At 69.3% G+C, this 16846-nt stretch carries 16 protein-coding genes; all 16 read left to right on the plus strand.

From position 1 onward, the window contains the following. Window positions 1-40 precede the first annotated feature (40 nt). The 16 genes from JOE59_RS00950 to cls all read left to right on the plus strand — a co-directional run bounded on the left by JOE59_RS00950 (window position 41) and on the right by cls (window position 16820). The gene (locus tag JOE59_RS00950) at window positions 41-757 is read left to right on the plus strand and encodes a DUF2652 domain-containing protein (protein WP_204458559.1); all 717 of its coding nucleotides are present in this window, start codon (window positions 41-43) and stop codon (window positions 755-757) included. An 81-nt stretch (window positions 758-838) separates the two neighbouring features. Continuing rightward, on the plus strand, window positions 839-2857 hold the full coding sequence (gene ftsH, locus JOE59_RS00955; RefSeq protein ID WP_204458560.1) for an ATP-dependent zinc metalloprotease FtsH: 2019 nt from the start codon (window positions 839-841) through the stop codon (window positions 2855-2857). Window positions 2858-2898: 41 nt separating this feature from the next. Further along, on the plus strand, window positions 2899-3495 hold the full coding sequence (folE, locus tag JOE59_RS00960; RefSeq protein WP_204458561.1) for a GTP cyclohydrolase I: 597 nt from the start codon (window positions 2899-2901) through the stop codon (window positions 3493-3495). Continuing rightward, window positions 3488-4300: a dihydropteroate synthase gene (gene folP, locus JOE59_RS00965; RefSeq protein WP_204458562.1), complete on the plus strand. Its 813-nt coding sequence runs from the start codon at window positions 3488-3490 to the stop codon at window positions 4298-4300. Before folE ends, folP begins: the two co-directional genes overlap by 8 nt. After that, on the plus strand, window positions 4293-4679 hold the full coding sequence (folB, locus tag JOE59_RS00970) for a dihydroneopterin aldolase (protein ID WP_204458563.1): 387 nt from the start codon (window positions 4293-4295) through the stop codon (window positions 4677-4679). Before folP ends, folB begins: the two co-directional genes overlap by 8 nt. Continuing rightward, complete coding sequence (gene folK, locus JOE59_RS00975; RefSeq protein WP_204458564.1) at window positions 4676-5161, plus strand: 2-amino-4-hydroxy-6-hydroxymethyldihydropteridine diphosphokinase; 486 nt, start codon at window positions 4676-4678, stop codon at window positions 5159-5161. Before folB ends, folK begins: the two co-directional genes overlap by 4 nt. Next, entirely contained in the window at window positions 5158-5631 is a 474-nt protein-coding gene (locus JOE59_RS00980; protein ID WP_204458565.1) for a DUF3180 domain-containing protein, read from the plus strand. The genes folK and JOE59_RS00980 overlap by 4 nt, the downstream gene beginning before the upstream one ends. Next, complete coding sequence (locus tag JOE59_RS00985; RefSeq protein WP_204458566.1) at window positions 5624-6154, plus strand: PH domain-containing protein; 531 nt, start codon at window positions 5624-5626, stop codon at window positions 6152-6154. Before JOE59_RS00980 ends, JOE59_RS00985 begins: the two co-directional genes overlap by 8 nt. Then, on the plus strand, window positions 6151-8031 hold the full coding sequence (locus tag JOE59_RS00990) for a PH domain-containing protein (protein WP_204458567.1): 1881 nt from the start codon (window positions 6151-6153) through the stop codon (window positions 8029-8031). Before JOE59_RS00985 ends, JOE59_RS00990 begins: the two co-directional genes overlap by 4 nt. Further along, entirely contained in the window at window positions 8021-8779 is a 759-nt protein-coding gene (locus JOE59_RS00995) for a Rossmann-like and DUF2520 domain-containing protein (RefSeq protein ID WP_204458568.1), read from the plus strand. The genes JOE59_RS00990 and JOE59_RS00995 overlap by 11 nt, the downstream gene beginning before the upstream one ends. Continuing rightward, window positions 8776-9642 (plus strand): pantoate--beta-alanine ligase, encoded by an 867-nt coding sequence (panC, locus tag JOE59_RS01000; RefSeq protein ID WP_204458569.1) that lies wholly within the window; start codon window positions 8776-8778, stop codon window positions 9640-9642. The genes JOE59_RS00995 and panC overlap by 4 nt, the downstream gene beginning before the upstream one ends. A 79-nt stretch (window positions 9643-9721) precedes the next feature. Beyond that, window positions 9722-11239: a lysine--tRNA ligase gene (lysS, locus tag JOE59_RS01005; protein ID WP_204458570.1), complete on the plus strand. Its 1518-nt coding sequence runs from the start codon at window positions 9722-9724 to the stop codon at window positions 11237-11239. A 25-nt stretch (window positions 11240-11264) separates the two neighbouring features. Next, window positions 11265-11414, plus strand: a complete 150-nt coding sequence (locus tag JOE59_RS01010; RefSeq protein ID WP_159440976.1) for a hypothetical protein — start codon at window positions 11265-11267, stop codon at window positions 11412-11414. A 480-nt stretch (window positions 11415-11894) separates the two neighbouring features. After that, on the plus strand, window positions 11895-14993 hold the full coding sequence (locus tag JOE59_RS01015; RefSeq protein ID WP_204458571.1) for a prealbumin-like fold domain-containing protein: 3099 nt from the start codon (window positions 11895-11897) through the stop codon (window positions 14991-14993). A gap of 178 nt (window positions 14994-15171) precedes the next feature. Next, on the plus strand, window positions 15172-15348 hold the full coding sequence (locus tag JOE59_RS01020; protein ID WP_204458572.1) for a hypothetical protein: 177 nt from the start codon (window positions 15172-15174) through the stop codon (window positions 15346-15348). 5 nt (window positions 15349-15353) lie between these two features. Then, window positions 15354-16820, plus strand: a complete 1467-nt coding sequence (gene cls / locus JOE59_RS01025; protein WP_204458573.1) for a cardiolipin synthase — start codon at window positions 15354-15356, stop codon at window positions 16818-16820. Window positions 16821-16846 lie beyond the last annotated feature (26 nt).

Genomic DNA, 16846 nt, shown 5'->3' on the forward strand with positions numbered 1-16846 from the left:
GGGGTGTTGAGAACTCCTCGCCTTGGTGGGATCGTGAGGCATGGACTCCGGCCGTGCCGTGCTGCTGATCGCCGACATCGGTGGATACACCGACTACATGAGCTCCCACCGCATGAGTCTCGCGCACGCCGAGGTCAACACCGGTCGCATGCTCGAACGCATGATCGACGCCGCTCCCGGATTCGATCTCATCGAGATCGAGGGCGATGCCGCCTTCCTCTCGCTGCACGTCGACGAGGGTGAAACGGATGCCTCGATCCCCGAGATCCTCGACGCCGCGGTCGCCATGCACCGCGCCTTCCACCTCGAGCGGCAGTACGTCACGGCGAACCTGTGCCCGTGCAAGGGATGCAGGGGGGCCGCCGACCTCAAGCTGAAGTTCGTGGCGCACGTCGGCGAGGTCGCCATCCAGACCATCCGCGATCGCATCAAGCTCGTGGGCATCGACGTCATCCAGGTGCACCGCATGCTCAAGAACCCCGTCGACATCCCCGAATACGTGCTGCTCTCCGAGGAGCTCTACCGCACCGGTCATGATTCGGTGACGGCTCCCGTGCGCGAGGTGTCGCCCGATCTCGAGGGCTTCGGCACCGTGCGCGCGTACTTCGTCGACGTGGGCGATCTCGAGGAGACGCCCCAGCCGCTGCCGTCGCCCTCGTGGCCGAAGCGCATCGGGCAGACGTTCGCCGCGGTGGGCCCGGGGCTGCCGTACATGCTCGGAATGCGCGACACCCGCCGCGCGGCATCCGCTCAGTGATGGCTGCCCGCGCTCGACTCGAATAGCCCACAGCGAACACTCGGCCGGCATTCGGCGACTGCAATGTAGCCTGTGAGCACCATGAACATCAAGAAGATCCTGCGCGGGCCGATCATCTACATTCTGCTCGCGATCGTCGCCGTGTGGATCGGGTCGAGCCTCATCACCGCATCGGGTTTCAAAGAGGTGTCGACGCAAGAGGGCCTCGACCTCCTCAACAAAGGCAAGGTCGCCGCCGTCAAGATCGTCGACGGCGAGAACCGCGTCGACCTCACGCTCGCGAAGGAGGACGACGAGCTCGGCAAGCAGGTGCAGTTCTACTACGTCACCCCGCGCGGCGCCGACATCGTCGCCGCCGTCGACGCGGCCGACCCGGCAGACGGCTTCAACGACGAGGTGCCGCAGCCGAACTGGTTCCTCTCGATGCTCGGCATCCTGCTGCCGCTCGTGCTCATCGGCCTCTTCTTCTGGATCATGCTGTCGGGCATGCAGGGCGGCGGCAACAAGGTCATGCAGTTCGGCAAGTCGAAGGCGAAGCTCGTCTCCAAGGAGAGCCCCAAGGTCACCTTCGACGACGTCGCGGGCGCCGACGAGGCGATCGAGGAGCTGCATGAGATCAAGGAGTTCCTGAAGGAGCCCGCGAAGTTCCAGGCCGTCGGCGCGCGCATCCCCAAGGGCGTGCTGCTCTACGGCCCTCCCGGCACCGGCAAGACGCTGCTCGCCCGCGCGGTCGCGGGTGAGGCCGGCGTGCCGTTCTACTCGATCTCGGGCTCCGACTTCGTCGAGATGTTCGTCGGCGTCGGCGCGTCCCGCGTGCGCGACCTCTTCGACCAGGCGAAGCAGAACGCGCCCGCCATCATCTTCGTCGACGAGATCGACGCTGTCGGCCGCCACCGCGGCGCCGGCCTCGGCGGCGGTCACGACGAGCGCGAGCAGACGCTCAACCAGCTGCTCGTCGAGATGGACGGCTTCGACCCGAAGACCAACGTCATCCTCATCGCGGCGACGAACCGCCCCGACATCCTCGACCCCGCACTGCTGCGTCCGGGCCGCTTCGACCGCCAGATCGGCGTCGACGCCCCCGACATGAAGGGTCGCCAGAAGATCCTCGAGGTGCACTCGAAGGGCAAGCCACTCGCCAACGGCGTCGACCTCGAGGTGCTCGCGCGCAAGACCCCGGGCTTCACCGGTGCCGACCTCGCGAACGTGCTCAACGAGGCCGCGCTGCTCACGGCTCGCTCGAACGCGCAGCTCATCGACAACCGCGCCCTCGATGAGGCCGTCGACCGCGTCATCGCCGGCCCGCAGCGTCGTTCCCGCGTCATGAAAGACAAGGAGAAGCTCATCACGGCCTACCACGAGGGCGGCCACGCCCTCGCTGCGGCGGCGATGAACTACACCGACCCCGTCACGAAGATCACGATCCTGCCGCGCGGCCGTGCCCTCGGCTACACGATGGTGATGCCGCTCGAAGACAAGTACTCCGTCAGCCGCAACGAGCTGCTCGACCAGCTCGCCTACGCGATGGGCGGCCGCGTCGCCGAAGAGATCGTCTTCCACGACCCCTCGACCGGCGCATCGAACGACATCGAGAAGGCCACCTCGACGGCACGCAAGATGGTGACCGAATACGGCATGAGCGCGAACGTCGGCGCCGTCAAGCTCGGCCAGTCGCAGGGCGAGGTCTTCCTCGGCCGCGACATGGGCCACCAGCGCGACTACTCCGAAGAGGTCGCCGAGACGGTCGACCTCGAGGTGCGCGCGCTCATCGAGCAGGCGCACGACGAGGCCTGGCAGGTGCTCAACGACAACCGCGACATCCTCGACAAGCTGGCCGCCGAACTGCTCGAGAACGAGACGCTCGACCACAAGCAGATCGCCGAGATCTTCAAGGACGTGAAGAAGCTGCCCGAGCGTCCGCTGTGGCTCTCGAGCGACAAGCGCCCGGTCTCCGACCGTCCGCCGATCGCGTTCCCGACCCAGAAGATGCCGATCGATCAGGGTGCCGTCGACGGCGGTGTCGACTCCGGTGAGCTGCCCGTCGAAGACGAGGCGCCGGCACGCGCACCGCAGTCGAACCCGCGGCCCGCGACCGCCTAGTCGCGGGCGCGGCGAGTCCGACGACCCGAAGAGGGGAAGCCATGGCCGGAGTGGACGCCGAGCGCATCCAGCGCGCGGTTCACGAGATCCTGCTCGCGATCGGTGAAGACCCTTCGCGACCGGGGCTCGAGCGCACGCCGCAACGCGTCGCCGAGGCCTACGCCGACTTCTTCGGCGGTCTCGACGTCGATCCGCAGAGTCACCTCGCCGACACGGTTCCGATCGGGGCGACGGATGCCGGCGTGCCGGCGACGTCCGACGCGGTCGTGCTCCGCGACCTCGCGTTCCGGTCCGTCTGCGAGCATCACCTGCTGCCGTTCGTCGGCACGGCGCACGTGGCCTACCTGCCGGGCGACCGGGTGGTCGGGCTCGGCCGCATCCCGGCGGTCGTCGACACGCTCGCCCGTCGACCCCAGTTGCAGGAGCGGCTCACCGAGGAGATCGCCGACGCCCTCGTGGCGGGGCTCGATCCCAAGGGAGTGCTCGTCGTCCTCGATGCCCAGCACCGCTGCGTGACCACGCGGGGCTCGCGTCAGGAGCGCAGCTCCACCGTGACGATCGCGAGCCGCGGCGCACTCTCGGAGCCCGCAGCCCGGAGCGAGATCATCACGCTCATCGGGGCCCAGACGAATGCCTGATCGCACGCTCGTCATGGGTGTGGTGAACGTCACGCCCGACTCCTTCAGCGACGGCGGCCGCTGGTTCGACGCCGATGCGGCGATCGCCCACGGGCTCGAGCTCGTCGCCGCCGGCGCCGACATCCTCGACGTCGGGGGAGAGTCGACCCGACCGGGTGCCGCGCGGGTCGCGCCCGAAGAGGAGCTGCGCCGAGTCGTGCCCGTCATCGGGGAGCTCGCGGGCCGCGGCATCCGGGTGAGCGTCGACACGATGCGCGCCGCAACGGCCCAGGCCGCGGTCGAGGCCGGGGCCGAGATCATCAACGACGTCTCCGCAGGCCTCGCTGATGCGGCGATGGGCTCGATCGCCGCCGAGACCGGTGCACGCTACGTCGCCATGCACTGGCGCGGCCATTCCGACCGCATGGACTCGCTCGCCGACTACACCGACGTCGCCGTCGAGGTGCGCGACGAGCTCGCCCAGCGGGTCGACGCCCTCGTGGCGGCCGGGGTCGCCCCCGAGAAGCTCATCCTCGACCCCGGCCTCGGCTTCGCCAAGCGCGGCGACCAGAACTGGGAACTGCTCGGCCGTCTCGACGTGCTCGCCGGACTCGGGCTGCCGATCCTCGTCGGCGCCTCGCGCAAACGATTCCTCGGCGCGATGCTGCCCGAGACGGCATCCGTCACCGACCGCGACCTTCCGACGGCCGTCGTCAGCGTGCTCTCGGCGCAGGCCGGCGCCTGGGCGGTGCGCGTGCACGACGTGCAGGGCACGCGACGCGCCCTCGACGTCCTCGGCGCATGGCAGAGTGGACGACGTGACTGAACTGCGCGATCGCGGGCGAGGCGACAAGATCACCCTCACGGGGCTTCGCGTGCGCGCACACCACGGCGTGTTCGACTTCGAGCGCGTCGAGGGACAGGAGTTCGTGATCGACGTCTCCGTCGCCGTCGACCTCGCGGCCGCAGCGGCATCCGATGATCTCGACCGCACCGTGCACTACGGCGAGCTCGCCGAAGCCGTCGTCGCGGCGGTGGAGCGCGACCCGGTCGACCTCATCGAGACCGTCGCCGAGCGGGTCGCAGCAGTGGCACTCGGCTTCCCGGCGGTCGACGAGGTCGAGGTCACCGTGCACAAGCCGCAGGCGCCGATCACCGTGCCGTTCGGCGACGTCGCGGTCACGATCGTGCGGAGCCGGCCATGACGCGCGCCGTCATCGCGTTCGGGGCGAACCTCGGCGACCGTGAGGCGACGATCGCCGCCGCGGTGCGCGAGGTCGCCGAAGCACCCGGAGTCGATCTCGTCGCGGTGTCGCCCGTCTACGAGACCGCGGCCGTCAAGGACGCCGGAGTCGACCTCGACGCACCGCGCTACCTGAACGGCGTCGTCGTCGTCGAGACCGCACTCGAGCCGCACGCACTGCTCGATCTGCTGCAGCGCATCGAGCTCGAGCACGGCCGGGTGCGCACCGAGCACTGGGGCGACCGCACGCTCGACCTCGACCTCATCGACGTCGACGGCGTCGTGCTCGACGACGACCGGCTCACGTTGCCGCACCCGCGCGCCTGGCAGCGGGCGTTCGTGCTGGCCCCGTGGCTCGACGTCGACCCGGATGCCGAGCTCGCCGGGCGGGGGCCGATCGCCGCCCTGCGTGTCGCAGCGTCAGACGAGGTGGTTCGCCGATGAGGCGCACGCACCCCTCCACCATCGTCGCCTTCGTGCTCGCGGGCATCGTCGCCGGCTACCTCATCGACCTCGCGATCGTCTCGAACGGGTCGAAGGCGATCGTGCCCCCGCTCTCGCTCCCGATCACCCTCGCGGGGGTCGCAGCGCTCGTCGTGGCGTTCGCCTGGCCGATCCGCCGTGCCGTCAAGGGCAAGGCGACCAAGCACCTCGACCCGTTCCGCGCCATGCGCACCGCCGTGCTCGCGAAGGCCTGCAGCCTGAGCGGTGCGCTCATGCTCGGCTTCGGCCTCGGCATCACCCTGTTCCTGTTGACGCGCAGCGTCGTGCCGTCGGCCGCGACGATCTGGCTCGCCGTCGCCACGGCGATCGGCGCGGCCCTGCTCATGGCCGGGGGGCTCATCGCGGAGTACTTCTGCACCCTGCCGCCCGACGACACCGACACCGAGAAGAAAGAGCACGCGCATGCCTGAGGGGCCCGGCCTCCAGCCCGATGAGACCGTGCACGACGAGCCGCAACTGCCTGAGGCATCCGACACCGGCTGGCTGCGGGTCTCGCCGAAGTACGTGCTCGTCGAGGTGGTCGGCTCGATCATCGGCATGCTCATCTTCGTGGGCGTCGCCCTCGGGGCCTACTTCCTGCTCCACTGGGAGTGGGCGCTGTGGGTCGCGGGCGCGATCGCCCTGGTCTCGCTCGTCGGCATCGCGCTCGAGCCGCGCCGCGTGCGGTCGATCCAGTACCGCCTGCGCGCCGACGACCTGCTCTTCCGCCGCGGCATCATGTTCCAGCGGCAGGTGGCGGTGCCCTACGGGCGCATGCAACTCGTCGACATCACCCGCGGCCCGGTCGCGCGCGCCCTCGGCCTGGCCGACCTCAAGTTCGTGACCGCGGCGGCGTCGAGCGCGGTCACCGTGCCGGGGCTGCCGATGGCCGAGGCCGATCGCCTCCGCGACGAGCTCGTCGCCCTCGCCGAGTCGCGCCGGGCGGGGCTGTGACCGAAGTCACCCGCCCGCAGGGAGTGGTGAACCTCGCCGACGGCGAGTGGCACCGACTCCACCCGGCGAGCCCCCTGCTGCGCGGCGGCCTCGTGTTCATCGCCGTGCTCGGTTTCATCATCGCGAACCTGCGCGAGCGGGTCATCGACATCTTCCTGACGATCTTCGCGCCCGAGTCGAGCGGGCCGATCGACGCCGAGTACGGCGAATGGCAGGAGGACTGGGCGAACGACCCCGTCGGCGGCATCGTGATGAACGGTCTCGTGGGCTGGGCGCTGCTCGCCCTCGGGGCGATCATCGTCGCCGTCGTCATCGGATTCTGGCTGTCGTGGCGCATGCACACGTTCCGGGTCACGCACGAGGCGGTCGAGGTGCGCAGCGGCATCCTCTTCCGCTCGCACCGCAGTGCACGCCTCGATCGCATCCAGGGCATCAACGTCAACCGGCCGCTCTTCGCGCGCCTCTTCGGCACGGCGAAGCTCGAGATCTCGGTCGCCGGGCAGTCGGCGAACGTGCAGCTCGCCTACCTCGGTTCCACCCTCGCCGACGCGCTGCGCGCCGACGTGCTGCGCCTCGCGTCGGGCGCGCGGGCCGAGCGAGCGCACGGCGCGGTCGCTCCCGCCGGTGCGGGCGACGGGCGAGCGGATGCCTCGGCGACCGTCGCACCGGGCGCGGCAACGCCTCCCGGCGGCCTGGCCGGGCCCGATACCGCCGGGGCCGCTGCCGCTGGTGCCGCGACGCAGTCGGGCGCCGAGGCGGCAGGGCGCAGTCCCGTGACCGCCCGTGCCGGGGCGCTCGTCACGCAGCGCGTCGACGAGTTCCTCGCCCCCGAGCTCGACCCCGACCTCGCACCGCCCGAGTCGGTCGTGCACCTGCCGCTCGGTCGCGTGATCGGTTCGACGCTGCTCGGTGGGTCGACGATCTGGGCGATCATCCTCGTCGCCGTCATCGTCATCGGCGTCACGAGCGGCCAGATGTGGGTGCTCTTCAGCTTCGTGCCCGCGGCCATCGGTCTCGTCAGCTACACGTGGTCGCGCATCACGAAGTCGCTGCGCTACTCGATCGCCGGCACTCCCGACGGCGTGCGCATCGGGCACGGCCTGCTCTCGACGGGCAACCAGACGATCCCACCGGGCCGGGTGCACGCCGTCGAGGCCACCCAGTGGGTGTTCTGGCGGCCGTTCGGCTGGTGGTCGGTGCGCATCAACGTCGCCGGGCAATCGGTCTCCTCTTCGGGTGACGCCGCGCAGCGCACCATCGTGCTCCCGGTCGGCACCGCAGCCGACGTGCACCGGGTGCTCGCCCTGCTGCTGCCCGACGCCGCGACGGAGGTCGAGGCACTCGTCGATGCCGGCCTCGTGGGTCGCGGCGACGCCGGCGGGTTCTCCGCCACCCCGAAGCGCGCCGCGTGGCTGCGACCGTTCTCGTGGAAGCGCATCGGCCTCGCCGAGACGGCGGGTGTCGCGGTGATCCGACGAGGCGCCCTCATCCGCAGCCTGAGCCTCGTGCCACTCGCCCGCATGCAGTCGGTGGCCCTGTCGGTCGGCCCGATCGAACGCGGGCTCGACCTCGCGACCCTGCGCCTGCACACGGTGACCGGTCCGGTCAGCGCCGTGGTGCCCGTCGCCGACCGTGCCGTCGCGACGGCGCTCTTCGAGCGGCTCGCGCGCGAGGCGATCGAGCGTGCGGCGAGCGACACCTCGCACCACTGGGGCGCGGCATCCGCCCCCGCTTCGCCTGCAGCTGCAGCGGTCGCCCCGGAAGCGCCCGCTGCTCCGGTCGAACCGTCGACCGATGCATCCGCTGCTCCGGTCGAACCGTCGACCGGACCATCCGCTGCCCGCACCGACGAGACGGAGCCCCGACATGTCGGCTGATCGACCTGGAAGGCTCGGCGTCGGCACCATCGGCGCCGGGCGCGTCGGCGCCGTGCTCGCCTCGGCCCTCGCCGGAGCAGGGCACGCCCTCACCGGCATCGCCGCGGTCTCCGACGAGAGCCGCGAGCGCGCGGCGACCATGCTGCCCTCGGTGCCGGTGCTGCCGATCCCCGAGATCATCGAGCGCAGCGAGCTCGTGCTGCTCGCCGTGCCCGAGGCCGAACTCGGCCCCCTCGTCGCCGGGCTCGCCGAGGCCGGCGCCTGGCAACCGGGCCAGCTCGTGCTGCACACCGTCGCCCGTTTCGGCACGGGCGTGCTCGACCCCGCACGCCTCGCAGGGGCCATCCCGCTCGCCGTGCACCCCGCGATGAGCTTCACCGGCACGAGCATCGATCTCGCGCGCCTGCCGGGCACGTGGTTCGCCGTCACCGCACCCGCTCCAGTGCTGCCGATCGGCCAGGCACTCGTCGTCGAGATGGGCGGTGAGCCCGTCATCGTCGCCGAGCGCGACCGAGCCGCCTACGGCGAGGCGATCGACACGGCCGTCTCGTTCTCGAGCGCGATCGTCGACCAGGCCAGCGGCATCCTCGACGGCATCGGGGTGGCGAGGCCCGGCGCGGTGCTCGCCCCGCTCGTGCGCAGCGCCGTCGAGAATGCACTCGCACGGCACGACCGCGGTGCGTACGCCGAGGGGGCCGATACGATCGACGAGGCCGATTCCGACTGGCCGCTGGGGGGTGGCGCGTGAGCGGGTCCACGTCGGGCGTGCGTGTCGTGCCGACCATCGACGAGCTGCGCGAACTGCTCGCCGAGCGGCGCGCTGCCGGGGCATCCGTCGCCCTCGTGCCCACCATGGGCGCCCTGCACGCCGGCCACCTGGCACTCGTCGCGCACGCGCGCGAACTCGCCGACGTGGTCGTCGTGTCGATCTTCGTGAACCCGTTGCAGTTCGGACCTGGCGAAGACCTCGACCGCTACCCGCGCACCCTCGACGCCGACGTCGAGGCGCTCGCCGGCCTCGGGGTGGAGTTCGTCTTCGCGCCGACCGCCGCCGAGATGTATCCGAACGGCGCCGTCGGCACGACGCTGACGGCAGGCCGGGTCGGCTCGCTCTACGAGGGCGCCTCCCGTCCGGGCCACTTCGACGGCATGCTGACCGTCGTCGGCAAGCTGCTGAACATCGTGGGCCCCGACGTGGCGGTCTTCGGCCAGAAGGACGCGCAGCAGGTCTTCCTCGTGCGCCGCATGGTCGACGACCTCGACGTGCCGACGGCGATCGAGGTCGTGCCGACGGTGCGCGAGCCCGACGGGCTCGCCCTCTCGAGCCGCAATCGCTTCCTCGACCCCGGCCATCGTGCCGCAGCACTCACGCTGATCGAGGCGCTCAGGGCAGCGGATGCCGCGGCATCCGATGGACTCGCCGAAGTGCTCGCCGAGGGCGCCGCCGCCTTCGGCGACCACGACGACGTCACGCTCGACTACCTCGTGGTCGTCGACCCCGAGACGTTCCTTCCCGTCGCCGACGATGCGCGCGGCCCGGCTGTCGTGCTCGTCGCCGCCCGCGTGGGGTCGACCCGCCTCATCGACAACGCCGCCATCACGCTCGGCTGACTCGTCAGGTGCGCCCAAGTAGGCTGGTGCACGCACCTGAGCAGTACAGACGGTACTGCGGGCATGACGAGAGAGAACGATGGCCGAGAACCAGACGGATGCCACGCCCGAGCCCACTGCCGAGGAGATCTCCGAGCAGAAGGCCGTGCGTCTCGCCAAGCGCGAGCGGCTGAACGCGGCATCCGACGACCGCGCCTTGGGTGCCTACCCGGTGCGCCTGCCGATCACGGCGACGATCCCCGAGGTGCGCGACCGCTTCGTCGGGCTCGGCGTCGACGAGGCGAGCGGCGAGCAGGTCGGCGTCGCCGGTCGCGTCGTGCACTCGCGCAACACCGGAAAGCTGTGCTTCGCCACGCTGCAGGCGGGTGACGGCAGCCGTATCCAGGCGATGGTCTCCCTCGCCGAGGTCGGCGAGGAGTCGCTCGCCGAGTGGAAGGAGCTCGTCGACCTGGGCGACCACGTGTTCGTGGCCGGCGAGGTCATCACGAGTCGTCGCGGCGAGCTCTCGATCATGGTGAAGGAGTGGCGCATCGCCTCGAAGGCGATCCTGCCGCTGCCGAACCTGCACAACGAGCTGTCCGAGGAGATGCGCGTGCGCAGCCGCTACCTCGACCTGATCTCGCGCGAGCAGGCCCGCAAGAACGTCATCGACCGCGCGAAGGTCAACGCGAGCCTGCGGCGCACCTTCGACTCGCTCGGCTTCATCGAGGTCGAGACGCCGATGCTGCAGGTCATGCACGGCGGGGCATCAGCTCGCCCGTTCGTGACGAACTCCAACGCGTTCGACACCGATCTGTACCTGCGCATCGCACCCGAGCTCTACCTGAAGCGCGCCGTCGTCGGCGGCATCGAGCGCGTGTACGAGATCAACCGCAACTTCCGCAACGAGGGCGCCGACTCGACGCACAGCCCCGAGTTCGCGATGCTCGAGGCCTACGAGGCGTACGGCGACTACAACACGATCGCCGACCTCACGCAGCAGCTCATCCAAGACGCCGCGCTCGCGACCTCCGGCTCGCACGTCGTGACCTGGGCCGACGGCACCGACTTCGATCTCGGCGGCGACTGGGCGCGCATCTCGATGTACGACTCGCTGTCCGAGGCGATCGGCGAGACGATCACCTCGTCGACCCCGATGGCGCGCCTGAAGCAGCTCGCCGACGAGGCGGGCGTCGAGGTCGACCACCCGCTGCCCGGCAAGTACGTCGAGGAGCTGTGGGAGCACCACGTGAAGTCGGGCCTCGTGCGGCCGACGTTCGTCATGGACTTCCCACTCGACACCTCGCCGCTCGTGCGAGAGCACCGCTCGATCCCGGGCGTCGTCGAGAAGTGGGACCTCTACATCCGCGGCTTCGAGCTCGCGACCGGCTACTCCGAGCTCGTCGACCCCGTCGTGCAGCGCGAGCGCTTCGTCGAGCAGGCGAAGCTCGCCGCCGGGGGAGACCCCGAGGCGATGCGCCTCGACGAGGAGTTCCTGCGGGCGCTCGAGTTCGGCATGCCGCCGTCGGGCGGCATGGGCATGGGCATCGACCGCCTGCTGATGGCCCTCACCGGCCTCGGCATCCGCGAGACGATCCTCTTCCCGCTGGTCAAGTGATTCGACGAGAGAGCGGATGCCGCGCATGAACGACTACCTGCCGAAGGACGAGCTCGAGCCCGAGAAGGACCCGAAGCGACCGTCGAACATGCGGCTCGGCATCTGGCTCGTCGTCGGCGCGATCGGTCTCTACCTCGTGGTCTCCGGCATCTGGGGCCTCGTCGCCGGCGGCTGAGCGTCGTCGGAGCGATGCCGCCGGCGCCCCGTGATCGCGGGGTGCCGGCGGCATCGGCGTCTGCAGCCGTCGCCCGATCGCAGGACCGATGTGTGTGCAGTCCGTCGATGATCTCGTGAACGGATCGGGTCGATCACGACCGCCTCCCCCCGTTTGGGGGGTGAGGTTTCGTCACGATTGGGTAACGGGCACCGTGTCCCCCGAATCGAAGAATCGCACGTGACCCCCGAACGGGTGGTCGTGCCTGCGATGCCCTTCAATCCGGCCGTCTCCGCTCGGCAATCGCGGCACGATTCCTGGCGTGTCCCCCATTGGGTGCAGATGGTGGGACACGGCGAATTGTGAGAGCGCTCTCGCCCTGTGTTCCGGCATTTTGGGGCGTTTCGAGGACTCCTCGATTCGGATACTGTCCGGACCATGTGGCCGCAGCACCGCATCCCGAGGTGCCTGCGAATCCGAACACATGATGAGGGGTTCAACGTGTTTTCACGACGCCAGCGCACGGCGCTGCTCGCTTCCGGAGCACTGCTCGCCGGACTATTGACGCCGTTCGCGGTCGCCGCTCCCGCGTACGCGGCTGAGGACTGCGACCTGGGCGGGTTCGAGATCGACGGTGACAAACCAGTCAACTGTCCACCTGGGGTGCTCGACTGGGACAACGTGGATTTCGACAGCACCACGCAGGGTGGCACGTACAGTGCTTCTTCGAAGGATGTCGACGACCCGTCGACGTGGAGTTCGGCGGGAAGCACGCCTGACAAGGCCGACTTCAAGGCCGTGTACTCGTACGCGCAGGTCGGCGCTGACGGGCACTACTACCTCTACGTGGCGTGGGAGCGCACCGGTGAGAGCGGCACCGGCAAGTATGCGATCGACCTCTCCTTCGCCGGCGTCAACGTCGCGGACGACGGGGCGCCGCAGCCCCTCCATGATGAAGGCGGCATCGTCGCCTACATCAACATGAACGGCGGCGACGACCCGGTGCTGGGTCAGCTCTGCCCCTACGACGACCAGGCCGACTACCCCGACAACGTGAACACGGATCCGGGTGACTGCACGACCGACACGACCGGGTTCGCGAGCGCCGTCGGCATCATCGACATCGACGGTGAGCAGGGCAGCTTCTTCGAGGTCGGCCTCGACCTCACCGAGCTCGCCGATGTCGCCCCGGGCTGCCCGCCGGTCACCGACCTCGCCACGGTGTACATGCGTTCGATCACCGGTGGCAACGCCGCCGGCAACCTCAAGGGCTATGTCGACCCCCTCACCGTGACGCCGCCGTCCACCTGTGGTGCGCTCGAGGTGACCAAGGAATCCCTCAACGACCTCGCCACCGACGACCCCACGGTGTTCGAGTACGACATCGCAGGGCTCGTCTCCGCCGAGCTCGACGGCTTGCTGCAGATCGGCGAGACCGACCTCGACACCGAGGTCGAGCCGGGTGACGACTACACCCTCACCGAGACGATCCCCGAAGGGGCGCCGTGGGCGCACGTCTCGACGGTCTGCACCGTCGACGGCGTCGAGTACACCCTCACCGACCCCGAGGACACCTTCCCCGTCGTCACGGGTGAGACCACGTCGTGCGTGATCACCAACGCCACCTCGTTCGTCGAGGTCGAGAAGCAGACGCTGCCCGACGGTTCGCCCGAGCTCTTCGACTTCACGATCGACGGAGCGGAGTTCGACCTGTCCGACGGACAGACCGAGAGCTTCCAGTTCGCACCCGCGTCTTCGGTCGACATCATCGAGACCGTGCCCGACGGCTGGACCCTGACCGATGTCACCTGCGACACCGATCAGGTGGACATCGAGGGCGGTGCCACCGTCACGACGATCGCCGGCGAAACGGTCTCCTGCCTGTTCGAGAACACCCAGGGCGGCACGATCATCATCCACAAGGTGGTCGACCCCGCTCAGTCCGCCGAGTTCGGCTTCACGAGCGAGACGCTGGGCGACTTCACCATCACGACCGATGCAGAAGGCACCGGCACCGAGACCTTCGAGAACCTCGAGCCGGGCTCCTACGACGTGACGGAGCCGCAGACGCTGCCCTTCGACACGACGAACCTCGTCTGCGACGACCCGACGGAGGACACGACGACCGACGAGACCGACTGGTCGGCTGCGATCGAACTCTCTGCGGGCGAGACCGTGGAGTGCACGTACACGAACACCGAGCGCGGCAGGATCCTCGTCGACAAGGACACGGTTCCGGCCGACTACGACCAGGGCTTCGACTTCGTCTTCGGCGGTGGTGATGCACCCGTGGAGTTCACCCTGAACGACGCCAGCGACGATGAGGAGAACCCCTGGGACTCCGGACTGATCGTGCCCGGCACGTACACCGTCGTCGAGACGGTGCCCGAGCACTGGACGCTCGACGACATCGACTGCGGCACGCGCGAGGGTGACGGCACGACGATCGAGCTCGCACCCGGCGAAGTCGTGACCTGCGTGTTCACGAACGTCGCGGCGCCCGGCTCGGTGAGCCTCACGAAGTCGGTCGACGGCGTGGCCGACGGCTACGACTGGAGCTTCGACTTCACGCTGACCCAGGAGCCCGATGGAGCCCCGGTGACGCAGACGGTCGACAGCTCGGCACTGCCCGACTCGGCGACCACGGTGTGGGGCGACCTCACCGTCGGCGAGCAGTACACCCTGATCGAGGGTGAGCTGCCCTTCGGCTGGACCGCTGACGACATCGTCTGCACGGGCCTTGAAGACGAAGGCGAGGCCGACGGCTTCCAGTTCACCGTGACTCCCGGGCTCGCGCTCGAGTGCACCGCGCTGAACACGGCGATCCCCGCCGAGGTCGTGCTCACGAAGACGGTCACCGGCCTCGCCGATGGCGCGGCCTGGTCGTTCGACTTCACGATCACGCCCGGTCCCGACAGCGAGAGCGACACCCAGACCGCGACGAACGAAGCACCGACCATCGGTTGGAGCGACCTCCTCCCGGGCCTCGAGTACACCATCACCGAGGCGGCGACGCCCGGTTGGGTCAACGGCGACATCACCTGCATCGCGGATGTCCCCGAGGGCGGACCGCTCGACGACCTCGACCCCGAGGCCGACGGCTACCAGTTCCTCGCCAGGCCCGGCCTCGTGCTCGATTGCTCGGCCGACAATGAGGCCCTGCCCGGCACGATCACGGTCACGAAGTCCGCCGAGGGCGGGGATGGCACCTTCGCATTCACCCTCACCCCGAAGGACGGCGGCGAGGCGATCTCCGACTCGGTCACCACCGTCGACGGCACGGGTTCGGTCGAGTTCGAGGGCGTCCTGCCCGGCGCCAGCTACGCGATCGCCGAGACGAACGTGCCGAGCGGCTGGGAGGCCGGCAGCCTGAGCTGCACGGTCGAGTCGGTCGCCGGCGGCGATGCCGTCGCGATCGACGCAGCGGACTTCGAGGTCATGCCCGGTGACGAGGTCGCCTGTGCGATCACGAACACGCTGCGCCCGCCGATGCCGGTGACCGGTGTCAACCTCGCAGCAGGCGGGGGCGTCGCCCTCCTCCTGCTGCTGGGTGGCGGCCTGCTGTTCCTCCTCCGACGCAAGCGTCAGATCGCGGAGTAGTCGCGGGGCGACGATCCCGTCGGGGCCGAGCGTGACGTTCGGGCCCGGCGGTGTCCCCGAGTGAAGGCCCGGTCGAGAGACCGGGTCTTCGCTCGATCGCGAGGCGTCCTCGTGCGGCCGACGGATGCCCTCGCGTGCTGTCCCGCTTCCCAGAATTCCCACGTAGTCTGGAGTCACTATGAACGAATTCTGGGCGAATGCGATCTGGTCGCTCGCGCCGACCGTGCTCATCGGGCTCATCTTCTGGTTCGTGATGCGTGCGGTCATCCACGCCGACCGCAACGAGCGCAAGGCGTACTCCCGCGTCGAGGCGGAGGAGCGGGCCAAGCTCGCCGAGAACCGACCGGCAGCCTGACCGGAATGACCGCGGAGCAGGCGGCGCTCTCCTTCGCCGGGGTCATCGTCGTCATCGACCTGATCATCCGCGTCACGGCGATCATCGTGGTGCCGCGCAACCGTCGCCCGACCGCCGGCATGGCGTGGCTGCTCGCGATCTTCTTCCTGCCGTTCATCGGAGTGTTCTTCTTCCTGCTCATCGGCAATCCCAAGCTGCCGAAGCATCGGCGTGAGAAGCAGGCCGAGGTCGACCGCTACATCCGCGAATCGACGCACGGTGTCGAGCGGGTCAGCGACCCCGGCCACTGGCCCGGGTGGTTCGAGGGTGTCGTGCGGCTGAACCGCAATCTCGGGTCGATGCCGCTCATCGGCTCCAACAGCGCGAGCCTCATCGGCGACTATCAAGGCTCGCTCGACGCGATGACCGACGCGGTGCGGGAGGCCAAGCGCTACGTGCACGTCGAGTTCTACATCCTCGCACTCGACTCCACCACCGCGCCGTTCTTCGACGCTCTCGGTGAGGCGGTCTCCCGCGGGGTCGACGTTCGGCTCATGCTCGACCACGTCGCCTCCCTTCGCGTGAAGGGCTACCGCAAGACGCTCAAGCGACTCACCGCGATGGGCGTGCGGTGGCAGCTCATGCTGCCCGTGCAGCCGCTCAAGGGCAAGTACCAGCGGCCCGACCTCCGCAACCACCGCAAGATCCTCGTCGTCGACGGCGAGGTCGGCTTCATGGGTTCGCAGAACATCATCGACCGCAGCTACAACAAGCGCGGAAACATCCGCCGCGGTCTGAAATGGAAGGAACTCGTGGCGCGCGTCGAGGGGCCGATCGTGGCCGGCCTCGATGCGATCTTCGCCACCGACTGGTACCTCGAGACCGGCGAGGAGCCGGTGCGCGATCTCTCCGAATCGCTCGACCAGCCCGGCGAGGCCCAAGACCTCGACTGCCAGGTGGTGCCGAGCGGCCCGGGGTACCCGAACGAGAACAACCTCAAGCTCTTCCTCGCACTGCTCTACGCGGCTGAAGAGCGGATCATCCTCACGAGTCCGTACTTCGTGCCCGACGAGGCGATGCTGCGCGCGATCAGCGGCGCCACCCAGCGCGGCATCCACGTCGAGCTCTTCGTCTCTGAGATCGGCGACCAGGCGCTCGTCTATCACGCGCAGCGTTCGTACTACGAGGCACTACTTCGCGCCGGCGTGAAGATCTACATGTACCAGGCGCCGTACATCCTGCACTCCAAGCACTTCACGATCGACGACGACGTCGCCGTGATCGGCTCGAGCAACATGGACATCCGCTCGTTCGAGCTCAACATGGAGATCTCGCTCCTCGTGCGCGGAGCGTCGTTCGTGCGCGAGATGCGTGCGGTCGAAGACGGCTACCGCCGGCACAGCCGCGAACTGACCCTCGACGAGTGGATGAAGCAGCCGCTGCGCTCGACCGTGCTCGACAATCTCGCACGGCTCTCGTCGGCGCTGCAATAGCGACGCTTCGCCGCTGCCGACGACCC

The organism is Agromyces cerinus (genome assembly GCF_016907835.1).
GTDB lineage: Bacteria > Actinomycetota > Actinomycetes > Actinomycetales > Microbacteriaceae > Agromyces > Agromyces nitratus.

Coding starts and splice junctions, on each gene's coding strand:
- cls (WP_204458573.1), top strand. CDS start 15,354: ATGACCGCGGAGCAGGCGGCGCTCTCCTTCGCCGGGGTCATCGTCGTC.
- folP (WP_204458562.1), top strand. CDS start 3,488: ATGCCTGATCGCACGCTCGTCATGGGTGTGGTGAACGTCACGCCCGAC.
- ftsH (WP_204458560.1), top strand. CDS start 839: ATGAACATCAAGAAGATCCTGCGCGGGCCGATCATCTACATTCTGCTC.
- JOE59_RS00995 (WP_204458568.1), top strand. CDS start 8,021: ATGTCGGCTGATCGACCTGGAAGGCTCGGCGTCGGCACCATCGGCGCC.
- JOE59_RS00980 (WP_204458565.1), top strand. CDS start 5,158: ATGAGGCGCACGCACCCCTCCACCATCGTCGCCTTCGTGCTCGCGGGC.
- JOE59_RS00985 (WP_204458566.1), top strand. CDS start 5,624: ATGCCTGAGGGGCCCGGCCTCCAGCCCGATGAGACCGTGCACGACGAG.
- JOE59_RS01010 (WP_159440976.1), top strand. CDS start 11,265: ATGAACGACTACCTGCCGAAGGACGAGCTCGAGCCCGAGAAGGACCCG.
- JOE59_RS01020 (WP_204458572.1), top strand. CDS start 15,172: ATGAACGAATTCTGGGCGAATGCGATCTGGTCGCTCGCGCCGACCGTG.
- lysS (WP_204458570.1), top strand. CDS start 9,722: ATGGCCGAGAACCAGACGGATGCCACGCCCGAGCCCACTGCCGAGGAG.
- JOE59_RS00950 (WP_204458559.1), top strand. CDS start 41: ATGGACTCCGGCCGTGCCGTGCTGCTGATCGCCGACATCGGTGGATAC.
- folE (WP_204458561.1), top strand. CDS start 2,899: ATGGCCGGAGTGGACGCCGAGCGCATCCAGCGCGCGGTTCACGAGATC.
- folK (WP_204458564.1), top strand. CDS start 4,676: ATGACGCGCGCCGTCATCGCGTTCGGGGCGAACCTCGGCGACCGTGAG.